Source organism: Chromobacterium haemolyticum (assembly GCF_002081825.1).
GTDB lineage: Bacteria > Pseudomonadota > Gammaproteobacteria > Burkholderiales > Chromobacteriaceae > Chromobacterium > Chromobacterium fluminis.
The window spans coordinates 22,313-39,787 of sequence record NZ_MUKU01000005.1; the positions used below are offsets into that span (position 1 = coordinate 22,313).

A 17,475-nucleotide genomic window follows, 5' to 3' on the forward strand; every position below is an offset into this window, starting at 1 on the left:
CGGGGGGAGAACGGTTTGAAAGCAGTGCCACAGGCAGTGTGTTGGTACGAGGGGATGCAGTTGCTGCCCCAGCATTTTCAATGGCAGGCGCTGAGGGCGGACGGAGTGTCCGCGGCGCTGGCGGCGGCGGCCCAGCCGCTGTATTGGGGGGTGTTGGAGCTGGAGCTGGACGAGGCGGCGCTGGCCGGCGGCGTGGCGCGGGTATCCGCGCTGGAGGCGGTGTTGCCGGACGGCCTGCCGCTGCGCTTCGACGCCGGCGACGGCGTGGCGCTCAGCTGCGACGTGACGGCCGCCGCGGCGGAGGCGCCGGGCCGCACAGTGACGGTCTATCTGGCGCTGCCGCCCTTGTGGCGCGCCGGCCGGCTGGACCCGGCCGCCGGGCGTTTCCGCTCGGAAAACAGCGAGGCGGTGCCGGATTTGAGCAGCGGGGAGAACCCGGCCAGCCTGACGCTGTGGCGGCCGGACATCCGCCTGGTCACCGAGGCCGAACGCGCCGACATGATCTGCTTGCCGCTGTTGCGCATCGCCCAGCAGGGCGGCGGCTTTTCCCGCCGCGCCTACGCGCCGCCGTCGCCGCGGCTGCTGCCGGACAGCTTGCTGGGGCGCAAGGTGGCGGCGTTGTGCGCCAAGGCGCGCGAGAAGTGCGTGTTCCTGAGCGGACGTCTGCGCCAGGCCAAGGAAGCCGGCAAGGACGACGATATCGACGAAATCCGCCGCCAACTGGCGGCGCTGTGGGCGCGGCTGCCGGAAGTGGAGGCCGCGCTGGGCAGCCGCGCCGCCCATCCCGCCGCCCTGTTCGGCTTGCTGGCCGGCATGGCCGGCTCGCTGACCGCGCTGGACCCGGGCGCCGGCGCGCCGGTGTTCCCCGCTTTCAATTACCAGGAATTGCTGGCCAGCTACGAGCCGCTGCTGAACTGGCTGTCCGCCGCGCTAGACCGGGTGCGCGCAGGCTATCGCAGCCTGCCGTTCAACCGCGACGAGGAAGGCTTCTGGATTTCGCTGCCGGAGGCCGCGCGCGATAGCGGGCGCTTGATCGTTGGTCTGCGCATGCCCGGCGGCGCGCCGGACTCCGCCGCCCAGCAATGGCTGGGCCAGGCCATCATCGCCTCGGAACCGCACGTGGCCACGCTGGCGCGCCAGCGCATGCGCGGCTTGTCCTTCCAGCCCTTGGACCGCGCGGAGCAAGTGGCGTACAGCGTGGGCGACGACACCCGGCTGTTCGCCTTGCTGGCCAGCGGGGACTGGCTGCATCCGGAGCTGCCGCTGCGGATGACGCTGCCGGCCGGCGGCGCGGCGCTGGAGCCGTGGGAGGCGCTGCTTTTCGTCGCCGATCCGCGCGACGAGGCCGATGGAGAACGCCATGCTGGATAGCGCGCTGTCCCAGCCGCTGGGGGCGCTGGCGCAAGCGCCGCTGAGCGCCACTTTTGAAGACGCCTACGCCGAATGGCTGCAAGTATTCCGGGAATTGGCCGGCGGCGGCCACAAAGCCGAAACCGCCGCCGAACTGGCGGCCGAGCAGGGCGGGCTGCTGGCGCGGCGCTTGAGCCGCGCCGCCGGCGCGCGCGTGGGCGCGGCCGGGCAAAGCCAGATTGAGGCCTTGCAGTATCTGTTTGTCGCCCTGATAGACGAGCGCCTGCTGTTCGAGGACTGGCCGGGGCAGAGCCTGTGGCAGGCCACGCCGCTGGAGCAGCGGCTGTTCGGCAGCCGCGCCGCCGGCGACAAGGTGCCGGCGTTGATAGAGCGGGTCTTGCGCGAGCGCGACCCGGCCGGGCGCGACCTGGCCAACGTCTGCCTGCAAACGCTGACCCTGGGCTTTTACGGCCGGCTGCGCGGGCCGGGCGGCCTGGCCCAGCACGAGGAATGGCGGCGCGAGCTGTTCGCCTTCGCCTACCAGCGCGACGCCGACCTCCGCGGCCTGGCGCCGGCGCTGGAGCGCAGCAGCAATGTGCCGCCGCTGCGGCTGACGGTGCGGCGCATGCTGCCGGACGGCTTCCGGCTGGCGCTGGGCGTGGCGGCCATCCTGGTGGGCATGTCGGTGGTGGGGCACGCGTTTTGGCATGACATCGTATCGAGAGTGGAGCCCATGCTGTACCGCGGGGCGGACGGGGACGGGCAAAGCAAATGACGATACAGACCATAGTGGGCATTGTATTGCTGACCCTGTTGATCCTGTTGGCCTTGGCGGCGTTGATCTGGTGGTTGCGGCGCGAGGCCGATCCGGCGCGGCGCAGCTTCCGCGGCTCGGTGCGCCGTTTCGAGCGCGAGATCGGCGCGGAAGACCGCTACCAGACCCCCTGGGTGCTGGCGGTGGGAGACCGGGTGCGCAATGTGGAGGCGCTGTGCGCCTCGCTGCAGCTGAAAAGCGAGGGCGAGGCCAATTGGTTCGGCCGCTGGTGGTACGGCGGGGACGGCGCGGTGCTGGTGATCCCGGACGATATGTTCAGCCATCCGGAAGGCGCGTTGGCGCCGCTGTCCGCCTGGCGGCGGCTCTTGGGCGTGCTGTTGCGCAGCCGCGCCGCTCGGCCGCTGGACGCGCTGATCTGGACCGTGTCCGCCAGCCAGCTGTGGAGCGAGCACCTGGCGGTGAGCGCCGGCCTGGCCGCCGCCAAGAAGTTTGCCGATCTGCAAAGACGGCTGGGCCTGAGCCTGCCCATCTATCTGGTGGTGACCGAAACCGAGCAGGCGCCGGGTTTCCTGGAGCTGGCGCAGGCGCTGCCGCGCGAAGCGCGCGACGCGATGCTGGGCTGGTCCTCGCCCTACGCCGCCAGCGCCGCCTATCAATCCGACTGGATAGAACAGGCCTTGACGCGGCTGCGGCTGACGCTGAGCGAAACCATCGCCGAATTCGGCGCCCTGCAAGGCGGGATGTCCACGGATTTGTACCTGCTGCCGCGCAGCTTCGAGGCGGTGCGGGCCAATTTGCAAGCCTTGTGCGACCCGGTGTTCCGCGGCAACGCGCTGGGCGAGGCGCCGCAATTGCGCGGCATCTATTTCACCGGCGCCCAGGCCGCGCCGGAAGGCGATCTGGAAGACACCGCCGCGCCGCCGGCGCTGCCTCTGTTCGCCGGCCGGCTACTGCGTCAGCGCGTGCTGGCGGAGCAGGGCCTGGCCCAGCCGGTGCCGCGCATCTTGCGGCTGCGCCAGCGCTGGCATCGCTGGACCCTGCTCGGCATGGGCTTGTTCGCCGCCCTGTGGCTGGCCGGTATCAGTTGGTACTGGCACGCGGCCACCGACGACGCCGACGCCCTGGGCCGCCAACTACGCATTCTGCAGTTGGACCGCGGCGGGCCGCGGCCGGAGCTGGGCAACGACGCCGCGGCGCGGCAAAGCGTCGCCGCCTTCTGGCGCGCGCTCAAGGACGCGCCGTCGCGCCGTTTCGGCACCTTGCTGCTGCCCACCTCGCTGATGTCCCCGGTGGACGGCCGCATCGACGAAACCATCGAATACGCGTTGCGCCGCTCGGTGATGCTGCCCTTGCAACAGCGGCTGCTACGCGACGCCGAACAACTGCGGCGGCTGGGCGAAGCCGGCGTGGACAGCGTCAGCGACGATACCGCCGCGCCGGAAAAATGGCCGGCCTACTTGCTGGCGCGGCAATTGACCGGCGACGCGGTCAAGCTGGAACAGCGCGTCAACCAGTTCAACCACGCGGTGAACGACGGCAACACCACGCTGGACGAGGCGGCGGAGCTGGCCAACGGCCTGTTCGGCCTCAGCCTGCGCGCGCCGCAGAACGCCCAGCGCGACAATCTGCGCCGCATCCTGCTGTCCAGCGATCAACTGGTGGCCGCGCCCATCGACCTTGCCAAGATCCGCCCGCAAGTAGGCGATCACTTCAGCGCGCTAATGCAAGCCTGGCTCGGCCAGCTCTACACCAACCAGACCTTCGACCTCACCGCCCAGCAATTGCAGAAACAGCTGCTGATGCTGGAGTCTGGTCAGGGCAACTCCTTGCCGGAACTGGACAGCGTGGCCGGTCACATCGGCCTGCTGCAAAGCTTGGTCAACGCCACCAACAGCGCCTGGAGCCGCGCCGCCGGCCAGGACCTGGTGCCCGGCTACAGCGCGATGCTGGACGGCGCGCGCCGATCCAGCCTGATAGGCCGCGACGCGGTGGCGCGGGTGGCGGACTACTCCGCGGTGGCGCGCCAGGAGTTCCGCAAGCGCTGGCTGGGCGGCGTGGGGGCGACTTCGGCGCTGCTGGCGCAAGGGCCGTCCGGCGGACTGGAGCTGCAGGACCAGGTGCTCAAGCTGAACGTGACCCTGGCCTCGCTCTTGAAACAGGACTTCGTCGCCAGCGCGCGGGCGCAAGGCGAGAGCGGCCCGACGGCGGGCGGGCTGGCGAATATGGACGCGGAGGCGATGGCGGCGTCGCTACGCCATTACGACGGCTACCAGAAATACGTGGCCGGCAGCGCCGGCCAGATGCCGCCGGCCTACCGCAAGGGCCTGGAGCGCGCCTTGCAGGACAGCGCGGCGCGGGCGATGTGGGCCGCCCTGAGCGGCCGCCGCGCCGAGCCGTCGGTTGGCCTGAACGGCGGCTCCATTGATGAGGGCAACGCCTTCGACGCACAGGCCAAGGCGGCCACCCCGGTGTTGGCGGCGTTGGACGAACTGGCCCAACCCGCTTTCCGCGACAGGGTGCTGCGCGAGATGGACCGGCGCGCGCTGCAATCTTTGCGCCACGCGGAACGCAGCCTGCAAGGGCTAGGGGTGTATCAGCCGCTGCAGGGCAGCTTCCGCTGGTGGGACGGTTCGCGCAACGCCGGCGCCCGCGCCTTCCGCGCCGGCGGCGCGCGCGAGCTGCAGCAATACCTGGGCGCTCAGCTGGAGCTGGTGGGCAATCTGACCCAGGCCCAGGCGCCGGCGCTGAGCTGGCTGGCCTCGCACAAGTCCTCGATGTCGGTCAGCGATCAGCAGTTGCAGCAACGTTGGCAAAACGCCGCGATCGAACTGCGCCACTACAAGGAAAAAGCCGCAAACAGCGCGCCGGCAGTGCTGGAAACCATGATCGTCAAGGATTTCAACGAGATGGACGTGGCTAATTGCCGCGCGGTGCTGGACCAGGTGGAACTGCCGGCCGCCGGCAACGTCTTCTCCGACCGCGCCCAGACCCTGGTCAGCCTGGCCAGCGACCGCTGCGGCGCGTTGCGGACCCAGGCGGGGGCGGCCGCCTACCAGAAGCTGAGCGCCTTCTTCAATCAATATCTGGCCAACCGCTTTCCCTTCGCCGCCAAGCTGGGCGCGCCGGACGCCGCGCCGGAGCGGGTGGCGGAATTCATGCGGCTGATGGACGACAGCGGCGGATTGGCCGCCGCGGGCCTGCAGGACCTCAAATCCGGTCAGGCCCAGGCGGCGCGGCGCTTCCTGGACGCGGCCAAGGCGGCGCGAGGCTGGCTGGGCCCTATGTTCGCCCGCGAGGGCGGCGGGCCGTGGCAGGGCGTGGACGTGGAAGTGCGCTGGCGCACCGACCGCGAACACGAACAGGCGGCGGACCAGGTGATCGAATGGACGCTGGCCAGCGGCGGCCAGCGCCTGCGTTACCCCGGCGGCGATGGCCAGCGCCTGCACTGGAACATCGGTCAGCCGGTGACGGCGACCCTGCGCTGGGCCAAGGAGTCGCAGCAGGCGCCGGAGGAGGATTCAACGCAAAGCGGGTTGACCGTGTTCGACCGGCTGGCCAGCTGGAACTACGGTGGTCAATGGGGTTTGCTGCGTTTGCTGCGCGAGAACAACTCACCGCTGCGGGTCAACAACGCGGACGGTTTCAACGACGTGGGCCTGATGCTGGCGCTGCCGGTGGGCAACCCGGCGCTGCAAGGCAGCGGCAACGCGCAGATGTTTTTGCGGCTGACGCTGCAAGCGCCGGGCGGCAAGAGCGGCCTGTCCGTAGCCAGCCTGCCTTACACCGCGCCGCCGTCGCCGTTCCGCGCCGCCGCCAACCCGCGGCTGGCCGCGATAGAGGGCAGCTGATGCGCGCTTTGAACACCACGAGGAAACGGCCATGAGCGCCACCTTGCGTCTGGATACCCTGTTGCAACCCATCGCCGCGGACAGCGCCGGCGGCGAATCGCTGCGCTACGCGCCGGAATACGACCAACTGCGCGAACTGCGGCGCGAGGACGACCCCAGCCTGCCCGCCGGCATCTGGGAAAGCGATTTGAAGCGGGCGGACTGGCCCGGCGTGGAGCGCGTCGCCTCCGCGCTCTTGGCCGAGCGCAGCAAGGATTTGATGGTGGCCGCCTGGCTGGGCGAATCCTGGCTGCACCTGTTGGGCTTGCCCGGCCTGGAGGCGGCGCTGGCGCTGAGCGCGCAGTGTTGCGAACAGTTTTGGGACAGCCTGCATCCCTTGCCGCAGCAAGGCGATCTGAGCTTTCGCACCGGCCCGCTGGAATGGCTGGCCAAGACCTACGCCGCCACGCTGGCGGCCCAAGTGCCGCTGCTGGACGCGCCGCCGCCGCAGGAGCGGCAGCCGCTGACCCTGCGGCAATGGCAGGACCTGAACCGCCGGCTGCTGGCCGGCGGCGACGAGGGCAAGCTGGAGCGCGAGCAGGCGCGCCACGAGCAGCAGAAGCTGAACGACTGGGTGCGCGCGCTGCCGCCGGCTGTGCTGGAAGATAGCCGCGGCGCGCTGGCGCGCAGCCGGCAATGGCTGGCGCGGCTGCAGGCCTGGTGCGACGAACGCATGGGCGCGGACGCGCCGTCCTACGCGCCGCTGAACCAGGCGCTGGAGCAGGCGGCGCAGGCCTTGCAGGAACTGGCCGTTCTGCACCCCGGCGCCTTGCCGGAGCCGGAGAGCGCGGCCGTCGACCACGCCGAAACCGCCGCGCCGCCGGCCGCCGTCGAAGCCGGCAACAGCGCGCCGCCGCCCGTTGCGGCCGCGCCGATGTTCACCCAGCGCGAGCCGCAGGGGCGGGAAGACGCTTACCGTCAGCTGCGCGGCATCGCCGACTACCTGGCGCGCACCGAACCGCACAGCCCGGTGCCCTATCTGATCTACCGCGCGGTGGAGTGGGGAGACAAGCCGTTGCGGGAATTGCTGGCGGAGCTGATAGACAGCGACGCCGAGGCGCGGCGGCTGTGGTCCCTGCTGGGGGTGTTGCCGTAGAGCCGCTAAGTAAAAACGTGTTTACGATCTTGCGAGCTATGACGAGACAAGGCGAAAACGAGCGAAAAAGCGGACTGTACATACGGTACATGAGCATTTCGAAGGTGTACTCGCCGTGTCTCCCTTCACGACGCGCAGCGGGCATTGAACAGGCTCTAAGGCTTCGCCCACATGGCGCGTTGCCTCTGGATGGCTAAAGGTTCCGGCGGCGGCGCGCCCACCAGCGCCTGGCGGGCGGTGACCATATTGTTGAACCCCGCCAGGCGATAACACTGCCGCACACAGGTGTCGCGGTTGGTCCATTTCCCGGACGCCCACATCTGCAACAGGACGGCGCGGGCAGGCTCATTCTCGCCCCGCCATTTGCGCCAATGATGGAAAGCCGTCAACGCCTGCTTGATTTCCTGATGGATGTCTTCGGTGTTGGCCGGGTGGAGTGGGTTCTTGTCCGCCAGAGAAATCACCCCCAGCCGCATCTCATAAGCAATGATCAAACGGGCGGCTCGCTTAAGGGCCTGGTTGTGCTGGATCAGCAGTTTCATCATGGCAATGCTCCCCGGAATCACAGCAGGTGGTTGAAGTGATCCAAGCCTTGTTTCAAGCGCTGCTGTATCGGCTCCAGCAAGGCCAAGGCTTCTTCGCTGCTGAACAGCAGCGGCTCGTCGCGTCGTTCCAGCAAAGTCAGCAAGGCTAAAAGCCCGGTGTGGGCGGCGCGCATGTCCATCACGCCGCGCAGCAGGGCGGTGTCCAGTTCGATATAGCAATGGTTCAACTGCTGGCCCAATTCGCCCAGCAGCGTCACATCGCCGGCGGCGGCGGGCAAGCGCTGGGAACAAAGGTGCAGCTGCTCCATCACCGGCACAGTGGCGGGCGTGGCGGCTTGGCCTGCGTAGTGGGGACAGGCGGGCGGCGGCATGGCGGGGGGAAAGGTAGAGAAGGTCATCACGGTCTCCATGTCAGCTTTGGAAACCTGCCCAGGCGAGGCTAGGGCAGGCACATGACAAGGTTGCAAGACCGGCTAGTTCTATAACGACCGGTAGCCCCGAGAGGCTCCCTGCCACGGCCCGCCCCGAATGGGTACGGCGTGGCAGCAGACGTAACAGCGCCAAAAGCGAACTGATTTGTCTGCTATAGAACTAATTTATGGGCTTGCAAACCCTGCGCCGCGTGATTGAGCACGGCGCGGAGCAAAGCCTAAACAGGCTGGCGGCGGGCGTCAAGCTGGGGGAGGTGGAGTGGGGAGCTTGTCTGCCTGGTGCTTGGCTGAGTGCGCCCATCCGCTTTGCAAAGATTTCACGCTGGATCAGCCTTTCTCCAATAGCTAGGACGTCAAGGCAGGCAATGAAGACGAGGGGCAATGGCGGCTTTCGAGCTAGCACAGGCTGAGTCATTATTGCCCGCCCGAGCAGCACGACTCAGCCCTCTATAAACTACCCGGCTAGTCCCACCCACCCCTATGCCGACTACAGCAGGATGGCCATTGGTGTTTTTTGTTGAATAATTTTAATGTGAAATATTTTAATAAGTATATTGTTCGATAAAGCGCATTGTTTTATGAGAACAACCTGTCATGGTTGTTTCTTTTGCTGTTATTCCCTCCCCTTGTTATAGCGCGTTGTGCTAGCTCAAAAGAAGGGGCTATCGCCCCACGGTATACTCTGCCCGCCGTCCTGATTTTCATCGAGTAAGCCTATCTGGACGCTGCCTCTTGGCCGTGAGAGTATGGGCGCTTGTGACAAACGCAATGCTTGCCAAGCGATAGGCTTAGGTCCGCACTCTACCCATTACCCGCAATGAAATAGACAGACGGCAGGCTATCTGGTCAAACGGGCATTCCATTTTTACCGTGGGTGGGGGGCTGAGCTAGAATCTGGCCGCTTGGTGGCTAGGCCAGTCATCCGGATGGGTTTGATCAAATCTTCTTGTCGAGAAATTAAATGCAAACAGAGACTCAAAGAAAATATGCCACGAGCGCGGTTATCGTGTTTTTTATCACGCTGCTGCTTTCGTATTACGCCTATTTTTTGCCGAGAATGGATTATTCATGCGGTGATGGTTCCTGCATGATGGATGGCATGATGTATCGCTACATTGCCTATGCTCTCACCGTGCTGGGCTTTTATACGGCGGCTGTTTTAAGTGTGCGGATATTGATTGATCAATGGTGGAGGTGCTTTGCCCTGGGCGCTGTGTTGATCTTGCTGATCAATCCTCATGGATTTTTTACCATCCTGCCTCATTAATAGGGCGTGGCTTGGGGGCAAGCTGTGAGCGCTCGTATTCGCGAGCCAGCACCTAGTCCTAATGCGCGGATGTTCCGCGGTTTGCCAGCTCCTAGAAGCAAAGCCAAAATGCGCGTTCTAGGAAGCGTCGGCACCCAGCGGTCTGCCAGTTTTAGGGTCCAGCCCTTTGGCCTTGGCCAGCGTTTCCATCAGTTCTTCGCTGGGCTTGGGCGGGGCGATATTGGCTTCGTGATCTTTCAGCCACTGAATCTTGCCGTCCCAGGGCGGTAGCTTGGCTGGAGGCAGCGGGACGATTTCGTCTAACTCGGGTACAGAGGGGTGGAGGTAGGAATAGCGGCCGAGGATAGCGCCAATTTCTTTGTAACGACTGCTACGTTCAGAATCTTTAGCCAAGTCCATGAAATACAGCTCATTATCTTTCGAGGGGCCAGAGAAACCGTGCTCAAGGCGCGAAGCAGCGCCTTCGTCTCCTGCTTGAACTCCAAGTTGAAGAGCGGCAAGTGCATCTGTATAGCGTTGATCATCCCTTAAATCGACAGCTAACATCGTTGCGGCTCTACCGTGGCCTTGCTCGGCGGCACAGCGACGCATCTGTCGTGCGACCTCTGGAACCTTATCAAGAGGAGCTAACTTTTCCGCTACATAGTACTGCCCGTCAGGACTGCCAAGGTCTGCCGCTTTTCGGTAGTAGCGTAAAGCCAATTCCGAATCTTTTCTTACCCCGTAGCCTGCATCAAGATAGCGAGCCATATCGTAGTAGCCACCCGGCACGCCTAGGCGTATCAGTTCCTCGGTCAGGTCCAGGGTTTCTTTTACTGGGTCGGCACTCCAGGCTTGTGCCCTGCCTATCATCTGGCGCAACTCCAGATTGGCCTTGTCATGACCATAAGCGGTGGCGATGCGGTAATAGCGTTCCAGTACTGGGTAGATACTGACATCATCCTTCAGCAGATTATTCTTTTGCACATAGCGCGCATAGCGATAGAGCTGTTCTGCATCGGGATTACGTTTTGGTAAATGCTCTTTCTCATGGGCACAGCTAAAGGCCAGGTTGGCTTTTACCTCATCAAGCGTGGGCACGGCGCGCTGCTTGTTGCCGCAGGCGGCCAACAGGAGCAGCAGCGCCCAGAGCATTGCGCGTTTAGGAAGCGTCGGCACCCAGCGGCCTGCCAGTTTTAGGGTCCAGCCCTTTGGCCTTGGCCAGCGTTTCCATCAGTTCTTCGCTGGGCTTGGGCGGGGCGATATTAGCTTCGTGATCTTTCAGCCATTGAATCTTGCCATCCCAGGGCGGCAACTTGGCTGGAGGCAGCGGGACGATTTGGTCTAGCTCGGGTACGGAGGGGTGCAAGTAAGAGTAACGGCCAAGGATGTCTCCGATTTCTTTGTAACGGCGGCTGCGCTCAAGATCCTTTTCAATATTTAAAAAGTGAATTTGATTTTTTGTATCAGTTGTCTGAAAAGCCTTTTCAAGTGTGTATGCGGATGTTTCATCACCACCCTTTACACCAAATTGGAATGCCTCGATAGCTTGGGTGTATATCTTCTTTCCTTTCAGGTTGCGACCAAGCATGTCAGCCGCTTGCCCATGCCCTTGCTCACCGGCACATTTTCTCATTTGACGTGCAATATCGGGTGCTTTATCCAGGGGTGCCAGTTTTTCCGCAACGTAAAACTGCCCATCAGGGCTCCCCATATCCGCCGACTTTCGATAATAACGCAAGGCTAGTTCTGGGCCTTTTTTCACCCCGTAGCCAGCATCAAGATAGCGGGCCATATCGTAGTAGCCACCCGGCACGCCTTGGCGTATCAGCTCCTCGGTCAAGTCCAGGGTTTCTTTTACCGGATCGGCGCTCCAGGCCTGGCCCTTGGCTATCATCTGGCGCAACTCCAGGTTAGCCTTGTAATGGCCATATGCCGTGGCAATACGGTAATAGCGTTCCAGTGCCGGATAAACGCTGGTGTCATCCTTCAACAGATTGTCCTTCTGCACATAGCGCGCATAGAGGTAGAGGCGCTCTGCATCGGGGTTGAGTTTTGGTAGATGCTCTTTCTCATGGACGCAGCTAAAAGCCAGCTTGGCCTCAATCCCCTCCAGCGTGGGCACGGCGCGCTGCTTGTTGCCGCAGGCGGCCAACAGGAGCAGCAGCGCCCAGAGCGTTGCGCGTTTAGGAAGCGTCGGCACCCAGCGGTCTGCCAGTTTTAGGGTCCAGCCCTTTGGCCTTGGCCAGCGTTTCCATCAGTTCTTCGCTGGGCTTGGGCGGGGCGATATTGGCTTCGTGATCTTTCAGCCACTGAATCTTGCCATCCCAGGGCGGCAACTTGGCCGGAGGCAGCGGGACGATTTGGTCTAACTCAGGCACGGTGGGGTGGAGATAGGAGTAGCGGCCTAGTATGTCACTAATTTCTTTATAACGCTGGTTTCGATCATGGTCATTTTTTAAATTGAGATCCTCACGACTACCAGACTGTGCTACAAATGCTTTACTTAAGATGTATGCAGCTGTTTCATCGCCAGCTTTAACAGCTAATTGGAAAGATTCAACAGCTTCCTTGAATTTTTTATCGCTTCTGTAGTCGGTTCCAAGCATACCTGCAGATTCGGAGTGTCCTTGAAGTGCGGCACACTCTCTCATTTGACGTGCGACGTTGGGTGCTTTATCAAGCGGAGCCAATTTCTCAGCTACATAGTATTGCCCCTCTGGACTACCCATGTCTGCAGACTTACGATAATAACGCAAGGCCAACTCGGGGTCTTTCTTTAAACCATAGCCAGCATCAAGATAGCGGGCCATATCGTAGTAGCCACCCGGCACGCCTTGGCGTATCAGCTCCTCGGTCAAGTCCAGGGTTTCTTTTACCGGATCGGCACTCCAGGCTTGGCCCTTGGCTATCATTTGGCGCAACTCCAGATTGGCCTTGTAATGACCGTAAGCCGTAGCCATGCGGTAATAACGTTCCAGTACTGGGTAGATACTGACATCGTCCTTCAGCAGATTATTCTTTTGTACATAGCGCGCATAGAGGTAGAGCTGCTCTGCATCGGAGTTTAGTGTTGGCAAGTGGTCCTTTTCATAGACACAGCTAAAGGCCAGGTTGGCTTTTACCTGATCAAGTGTGGGCACTGTACGCTCCTTGTTACCGCAAGCGGCAGTAAATAGACATAAAGTTAATAGAAAAAAACATCGCACAACTTAGTCCTTATTAGTTCGTTCTGCGCTGAAGCGATAAAATTCAATTAGTGAGGCAACCGGGGATTGCCATTTTTCTTTTGCATTTTTATTCTCCCGGATTATATCTTTCCATTCTTTAAACGCTTCTGCAGGCTTATCTTGCGCCCCGCGCCCCTTGGTATGAATATTCCACAGCTGCCGCCGCAATACCGGGGTGATCTCCGGCCGGTGGTGGGCGATATTCAGTTCGCTGTCCACCTGCATGCTGCGGGTGTTGATGTTGGCGCTGCCCAGCGTCATGAAGGTATCGTTGACGATCATCAGCTTGCTGTGAATGTAGACCGGTGTCCAGTCCCGGCCGGGCACGGTATAGGATTCCGCGCTCATCGGGTATTTCATCCTGACGCGTTTGCTGTCCGGCGTGGTGGGTTCCGAATCCGGCGCCACCAGGGTGCAGACATGCACTTTCAGGCCCGGCCGTTCTTCCGGCAGGATGGGGGCGTCGGCTTTCCCTAGCGCCGCTTTTTGCGCGGCCAGTTGCCGCTTGCGAGCTTCCAGCGCTGCCTGCTTGGCTTCCAAGGCCTGCTTTTGCTGTTGATACGCCTGGATCTTGGCTTTGTTGGCGTAGCCATTGGGTATCAGCTGCATATTGCGTTCCAGCTGGGTTTGCCGGATTTCAACCTCGGTCCGGTTCATCTGGGTTTGCAGGTCTTGCGCGCGCTCCAGTCGGGCGACGTTGGGAATGGTTTCCGCCCGGCCTAGGCTGTCCAACATTTCATAGGTTTTGACGGTGCCGTCGCCCATGCCTTCGTCGCTGGAGTTGGTCACCACAAAGAGATAAAGCGAGTCGTGCTTGCCGGGATCGCGGCCGCAGCGGGTTTGCGTCTGGGCGGCGGCCTTGATCTTGTCCGCCAAGGGCGGCCAGCGGAAATACTGGTTCTCGATGTAGATCATGGAGCTGGCGTTGTTGACCGCCTGCAGATAGAGCTTTTCGATGTCGCGGACATTGTATTGCGCCTGGGTGCGCAGGATTTGCCCCTGGATGGGCAGGTTCTGGCTGTCCGGGCGCGCGGGGTAGTCGCGGAAGTCGGGCTTGGGCAGCGTTTCCCCAGTTTCCTTCTTCCAGGCTTGCCAGAAGTTGGCGAACAGATCGCCGACGATGGGGCCGGTCACGCGGCTGGAAATGTCCTGGCGCGGGCCGTGTCCATTTGGCCCCAGGTGCGGCGGATAGCGTTTGCAGCTGTGCGCGTCCTTATCCCAGTACTCGTCCAACATATTGTGGCCCATCACGAAGCCGACAGCGCGCTGCGGGTCTTCGTAGTCCACCAGCACCATTTTCTGGTGATGGGTGACAGTGGCGGCCTGAACCGCGCTGGTGGTTTTTCTCAGCTGGGTGTCGGTGGCTTGAAACAGCGAGCGGTAAAGAATTTCCGCCCGCTCGGTCAGGCTGAAGTCGCGTCCGACAAAGCGCGGGTTGGCGATCAGGTGTTGCGAGTTGCCGTACCAATAATGATCGTATTTTCTCTGCTCCGGCGTGGCGGTGGGGCTGCTGCTGAACAATCCGCCGCCAGGCTGGTTGTTCTCCGGGCCGTACTGGGCCAGATTGCTGCCGGCCGGCCCCATGCGCCAGCCCAGGACTTTGACCTTCACCCCCTGTTTGGCTTTCTGCCTGAGCAGTTCGCCAATGCAAGGTGATTTGCCGTCGCGGATGAAATACATCGACGGTTGGAAACCCCAGCAGATGATGCAGACCGATTTCTTGGCCGCTTCAATCGCCTGATGCACAGCGCGGAAGGCGCGCTCGCCATTGACCAGCGACTGAAAACTGGCGGTCAGCACGTTGTATTCCGATTTGTCGACAAACCACGGCGGGGTGATGGTGCAGCGCATGGTCTGGTTTTGCGCAACCGGGACTTTGATCGGTTTGTTCTTGCCTGCATCAGCCATGATTGCGTCCTTTCCCTTTCGCCAGGCTCAGGAAATCCTCCCGCGCCGACTCAAGCAGCGAGGTGCGCCCGGCGTCGTCGGCGCTGCCGGCCTGGTGGCCGTGGAAACCCAGATTGGCCGGTTCGCCCTGGCTGGGGTTGCTGTATTCATTGGGCACCGGGATATCGTATTTGACCCCATTGGCCATTTCGATCCGGTATTTCTGGTTGGGCGCCATGTGGTCGATATGCAGGCGGCCGCTGTCGTCCAGCACGTCTTTTTTCATCTCCGCGCCGTCGGCGTACAGAGTGAAGGGCATGCCGGCCCAACTGCTGTTCACGCCTTGCCCTGCCTGGTCGATCTGGACCGTCAGCGGGGACTTGGGCAGGTGCTTGGGGAAGGCCGGGTGCGCGATATTCATCCGGTCCGGCCCGCTCATCTGGTGGCTGGCGCCTTTCACCGACACCTTGCCGGGGCAATGCAGTTCGATATTGCCGCCGGCGATGCGGATGTAAGCGCCGCCGCTGACGTTGAGCAGGATCTCCTGTTTGGCGGCCACGGTGATTCTTTCCTTGCAGGACGTCACCGTCACATCCTTGTCCGCGGTCACCTCGATGCTATCGCTCTGCGCCTGCATCTGCACCTTGCCCTTGGCGGCGATCAGCTTCAGCGCCACCTTGTCCTTCACCCCGGTGACGAACAGGCTGATGTGCTGGCCCACGTTATGGAGCCAGCGCCGGCCGCTGGTCTGGTTGGTGTCGCGCTGCGCCACCAGGTCCAGATTGGTGCCCGCCGCCACGGTCTGGCTTTGCTGGCTCAGGCTGGCGATGCCGGCGGGCGCGGACAGCACGATCAGCGGTTGTTGGCCGGCCTGGTCTTTTGCGGTCTTGCCGTCTTTGTCGGTGTTGGAGCCGGCTTCCCAGGCTTTCAAGGCGGCGGCTTGGTGTTGCAGGTGGCCTTCGGTTTTCTTGGCGGCTTTGGCGTTGTCCGCGCCGATTTCTTCCGGCCCGGTTTCCATGGTGTCCGCCTGCTGGCCAGTGGCGGTGTCGCCCAGGCTCTGGCTCAGACCCAAGGCCGCGTCCAGCTGGCTTTGCGCCTGTTCGCGCGCCAGCTGTTTGCCGGACGCCCCGTTCTGCGCTTCGGTGCTCAGCAGCAGGCCGTGGCCGGCGCGGATGGCGCCGTGCTGGTCGGTTCTGAGTTCGAAGCCGTCGCCGCGCGGCTCGGCCTTGCCGTTGCTGCGCGGGTGGGTCAGGAAGCCCTGGTTGAGCTGGGTTTTGCCCGGTTCGCTCGATAGTTTGGTTCTGACTTCGCCGGGGGTGTCGTCGAACAGCAGTTCGTTGTACTGGCCGCCCTGGTGTTCCTTGGATTTGATGCCGGACAGGGTTTTGTTGGCCGGCAAGGCGCCGGCGCCGCTGAAGTCCGGCGGCGGGTGGCTGCCGTTGTAGAGCACGCCGGTGATCACCGGGCGGTCGATGTCGCCTTCGATGAAGTCGACCAGCACTTCCTGGCCGATGCGCGGAATGAATTGGTGGCCCCAGCCGGCGCCGGCGCTGGGCATCACCACCCGCAGCCAGCAGGAGGATGTGTCGTCCAGGTTGGCGCCGATGCTCGGGTGTTCATCCGGCCGCTGCCAGTGGAATTGCACTTTGATGCGGCCGTGTTGGTCGGTGTGGACTTCCTCTCCTTGCGGCCCCACCACGGTGGCGGTCTGCACGCCGCGGGATTTGGGCTTGGCCAGCTCGGTGTGGGCGTAGGCCGGGGTCAGCGGCACGCCGCGGCGTTGGGCGTCGAACTCGGCGCGGAAGGGCTGGGCGTCCTCTGCTTTTGCCAGCGCTTTGAGGTCCGCCGGCAGGTTGTTGCGCGCGCTCAGGGTTTGGCGGGTGACGACGAATTCGCGCTGTTCGCTGCTGTCGCCGTCGTGGGCGGGGTGGTCGTCCAGTCGGAACCATTGGCCGGCGGCCAGGCCGCGCACCGAGCCGCCGCCGCTGAATTGCTTGGCCTTGAGGTCATGCGCCTGCTGGCGCAGTTGGGCGTAGTGGCTAAGCTGGTCGGCGTCGCCGGCGTAGTACAGCGATTGCGGGTCGTAGTCGTGCAAAGAAGACTGCAGCGCCTTGCCGTTCTGGCCTTGATCAATGCGGCTGTCGTCGCCGCTGTGCTGGGTGCTGACGGGTTGGTAGTCGAAGCTGGCCAGCGCCACCGCGCCGGGGACGATCTGGCGCTGGGCGTTCCATTCGGTCAGGCCGTCCTCGGCCTCGGTGGCGTCGCTGCGGTGGAAACGCACGCGCTCGACGCCGGCCGGCGGCAGGCTGTAGGGGTCGTCGAAGGCGACCAACCGCACTTGTGGTACCTCGCCATCGAGGTGATCGAAACGCCAGGCATAACCCTCTTCGTGCAGCAGCCGCACGATGAAGTCGTAATCGGATTCTCGGTATTGCAGGCAGTAGCTGCGCGGCGAGGCTGGGCCGGTCTTGAAGTCCAGCGTCTGCACCCGGGCGAACACCGGATTGGCCTGCTGATGCTCGGCCAGTATCTGTTTGACGATGTCCGGCACCGACAGGTCCTGGAACACCCGCGAGCTTATGCGATGACGCAGCAGCGCGAACGGCGGCTCGATGGTGAGCTGGTAGCGGCTGAAGCCGCCGTCGGATCCCAGGCTCTCCACTTTGGACACCACGCCGCAACGCAAGGACTCCGCGCCGGCGGCGTCGAGGATGCCGATGCGGGCCGGCAGACCGAGCAGGGTCTTGAGTTCGATGGCCCCGTCCGGCGACAGACAGGTGAGCTGGTAGGCGTAGGGCCGGGACACGCCTTCCTCGCCGGCCAGGCTCAGCGGCAGCAATTGCTCGGCCGCCACGCTGCCGTCGCCCAGGCTGAGGGTGAGCAGGCGCTGGTTTTGGTTGAAGGCGGAGGCGAAGCTGGCGAGCAGGGTGCTGAGGTCCATGGGCTTTTTTCCTGACGCAAAAATAGAGGTACCCTCGCGCAGGAGGGTGTCTGAGGGGTGTTTTTGGCTCAAGAGACTAGATAGCGA

At 63.3% G+C, this 17,475-nt stretch carries 12 protein-coding genes; 5 read left to right on the forward strand and 7 right to left on the reverse strand.

All coding sequences use genetic code 11. The features are described 5' to 3' along the window. Nucleotides 1-24 precede the first annotated feature (24 nt). Genes tssK through tssA form a run of 4 tightly spaced genes read left to right on the forward strand, consistent with a single transcriptional unit; the run spans nucleotide 25 to nucleotide 7,108 of the window. Nucleotides 25-1,371, forward strand: a complete 1,347-nt coding sequence (gene tssK / locus B0T39_RS04610) for a type VI secretion system baseplate subunit TssK (RefSeq protein WP_254894496.1) — start codon at nucleotides 25-27, stop codon at nucleotides 1,369-1,371. Further along, complete coding sequence (locus B0T39_RS04615; protein ID WP_081545018.1) at nucleotides 1,361-2,125, forward strand: DotU family type IV/VI secretion system protein; 765 nt, start codon at nucleotides 1,361-1,363, stop codon at nucleotides 2,123-2,125. The genes tssK and B0T39_RS04615 overlap by 11 nt, the downstream gene beginning before the upstream one ends. Then, nucleotides 2,122-5,973 carry a type VI secretion protein IcmF/TssM N-terminal domain-containing protein gene (locus B0T39_RS04620; RefSeq protein WP_081545019.1) on the forward strand — a complete coding sequence of 1,284 codons (3,852 nt, stop codon included), beginning with the start codon at nucleotides 2,122-2,124 and terminating at the stop codon, nucleotides 5,971-5,973. Before B0T39_RS04615 ends, B0T39_RS04620 begins: the two co-directional genes overlap by 4 nt. A 31-nt stretch (nucleotides 5,974-6,004) precedes the next feature. Then, nucleotides 6,005-7,108 carry a type VI secretion system protein TssA gene (tssA, locus tag B0T39_RS04625; RefSeq protein ID WP_081545020.1) on the forward strand — a complete coding sequence of 368 codons (1,104 nt, stop codon included), beginning with the start codon at nucleotides 6,005-6,007 and terminating at the stop codon, nucleotides 7,106-7,108. Nucleotides 7,109-7,263: 155 nt separating this feature from the next. Here the strand turns inward: tssA and B0T39_RS04630 are convergent, their stop codons facing one another. Both B0T39_RS04630 and B0T39_RS04635 read right to left on the reverse strand, forming a co-directional pair. Then, entirely contained in the window at nucleotides 7,264-7,653 is a 390-nt protein-coding gene (locus tag B0T39_RS04630; RefSeq protein WP_081545021.1) for a hypothetical protein, read from the reverse strand. A 17-nt stretch (nucleotides 7,654-7,670) separates the two neighbouring features. Continuing rightward, nucleotides 7,671-8,051 (reverse strand): DUF1484 family protein, encoded by a 381-nt coding sequence (locus B0T39_RS04635; protein ID WP_081545022.1) that lies wholly within the window; start codon nucleotides 8,049-8,051, stop codon nucleotides 7,671-7,673. A gap of 994 nt (nucleotides 8,052-9,045) precedes the next feature. Between B0T39_RS04635 and B0T39_RS04640 the strand changes: the two genes are divergently transcribed. Further along, nucleotides 9,046-9,351: a hypothetical protein gene (locus B0T39_RS04640; RefSeq protein WP_081545023.1), complete on the forward strand. Its 306-nt coding sequence runs from the start codon at nucleotides 9,046-9,048 to the stop codon at nucleotides 9,349-9,351. A 117-nt stretch (nucleotides 9,352-9,468) separates the two neighbouring features. On the opposite strand, the gene B0T39_RS04645 is transcribed toward B0T39_RS04640, so the two are convergent. The 5 genes from B0T39_RS04645 to B0T39_RS04665 all read right to left on the reverse strand — a co-directional run bounded on the left by B0T39_RS04645 (nucleotide 9,469) and on the right by B0T39_RS04665 (nucleotide 17,388). Further along, a complete protein-coding gene (locus tag B0T39_RS04645; RefSeq protein ID WP_081545024.1) occupies nucleotides 9,469-10,485 on the reverse strand; it encodes an SEL1-like repeat protein in 1,017 nt (338 codons plus the stop codon). 7 nt (nucleotides 10,486-10,492) lie between these two features. Continuing rightward, nucleotides 10,493-11,533: an SEL1-like repeat protein gene (locus tag B0T39_RS04650; RefSeq protein WP_081545025.1), complete on the reverse strand. Its 1,041-nt coding sequence runs from the start codon at nucleotides 11,531-11,533 to the stop codon at nucleotides 10,493-10,495. Beyond that, entirely contained in the window at nucleotides 11,517-12,473 is a 957-nt protein-coding gene (locus B0T39_RS04655; RefSeq protein ID WP_081545026.1) for an SEL1-like repeat protein, read from the reverse strand. Before B0T39_RS04655 ends, B0T39_RS04650 begins: the two co-directional genes overlap by 17 nt. A gap of 69 nt (nucleotides 12,474-12,542) precedes the next feature. Next, a complete protein-coding gene (locus B0T39_RS04660) occupies nucleotides 12,543-14,468 on the reverse strand; it encodes a phospholipase D-like domain-containing protein (RefSeq protein WP_081545027.1) in 1,926 nt (641 codons plus the stop codon). Further along, entirely contained in the window at nucleotides 14,461-17,388 is a 2,928-nt protein-coding gene (locus B0T39_RS04665; RefSeq protein WP_081545028.1) for a type VI secretion system Vgr family protein, read from the reverse strand. The genes B0T39_RS04660 and B0T39_RS04665 overlap by 8 nt, the downstream gene beginning before the upstream one ends. Nucleotides 17,389-17,475: the final 87 nt, after the last annotated feature.

What these genes read in the sequence shown, in the direction of transcription:
- B0T39_RS04615 (WP_081545018.1), top strand. Translation starts at nt 1,361, where the DNA reads ATGCTGGATAGCGCGCTGTCCCAGCCGCTGGGGGCGCTGGCGCAAGCG.
- B0T39_RS04620 (WP_081545019.1), top strand. Translation starts at nt 2,122, where the DNA reads ATGACGATACAGACCATAGTGGGCATTGTATTGCTGACCCTGTTGATC.
- tssA (WP_081545020.1), top strand. Translation starts at nt 6,005, where the DNA reads ATGAGCGCCACCTTGCGTCTGGATACCCTGTTGCAACCCATCGCCGCG.
- B0T39_RS04630 (WP_081545021.1), bottom strand. Translation starts at nt 7,653, where the DNA reads ATGATGAAACTGCTGATCCAGCACAACCAGGCCCTTAAGCGAGCCGCC.
- B0T39_RS04635 (WP_081545022.1), bottom strand. Translation starts at nt 8,051, where the DNA reads ATGACCTTCTCTACCTTTCCCCCCGCCATGCCGCCGCCCGCCTGTCCC.
- B0T39_RS04640 (WP_081545023.1), top strand. Translation starts at nt 9,046, where the DNA reads ATGCAAACAGAGACTCAAAGAAAATATGCCACGAGCGCGGTTATCGTG.
- B0T39_RS04645 (WP_081545024.1), bottom strand. Translation starts at nt 10,485, where the DNA reads ATGCTCTGGGCGCTGCTGCTCCTGTTGGCCGCCTGCGGCAACAAGCAG.
- B0T39_RS04660 (WP_081545027.1), bottom strand. Translation starts at nt 14,468, where the DNA reads ATGGCTGATGCAGGCAAGAACAAACCGATCAAAGTCCCGGTTGCGCAA.
- B0T39_RS04665 (WP_081545028.1), bottom strand. Translation starts at nt 17,388, where the DNA reads ATGGACCTCAGCACCCTGCTCGCCAGCTTCGCCTCCGCCTTCAACCAA.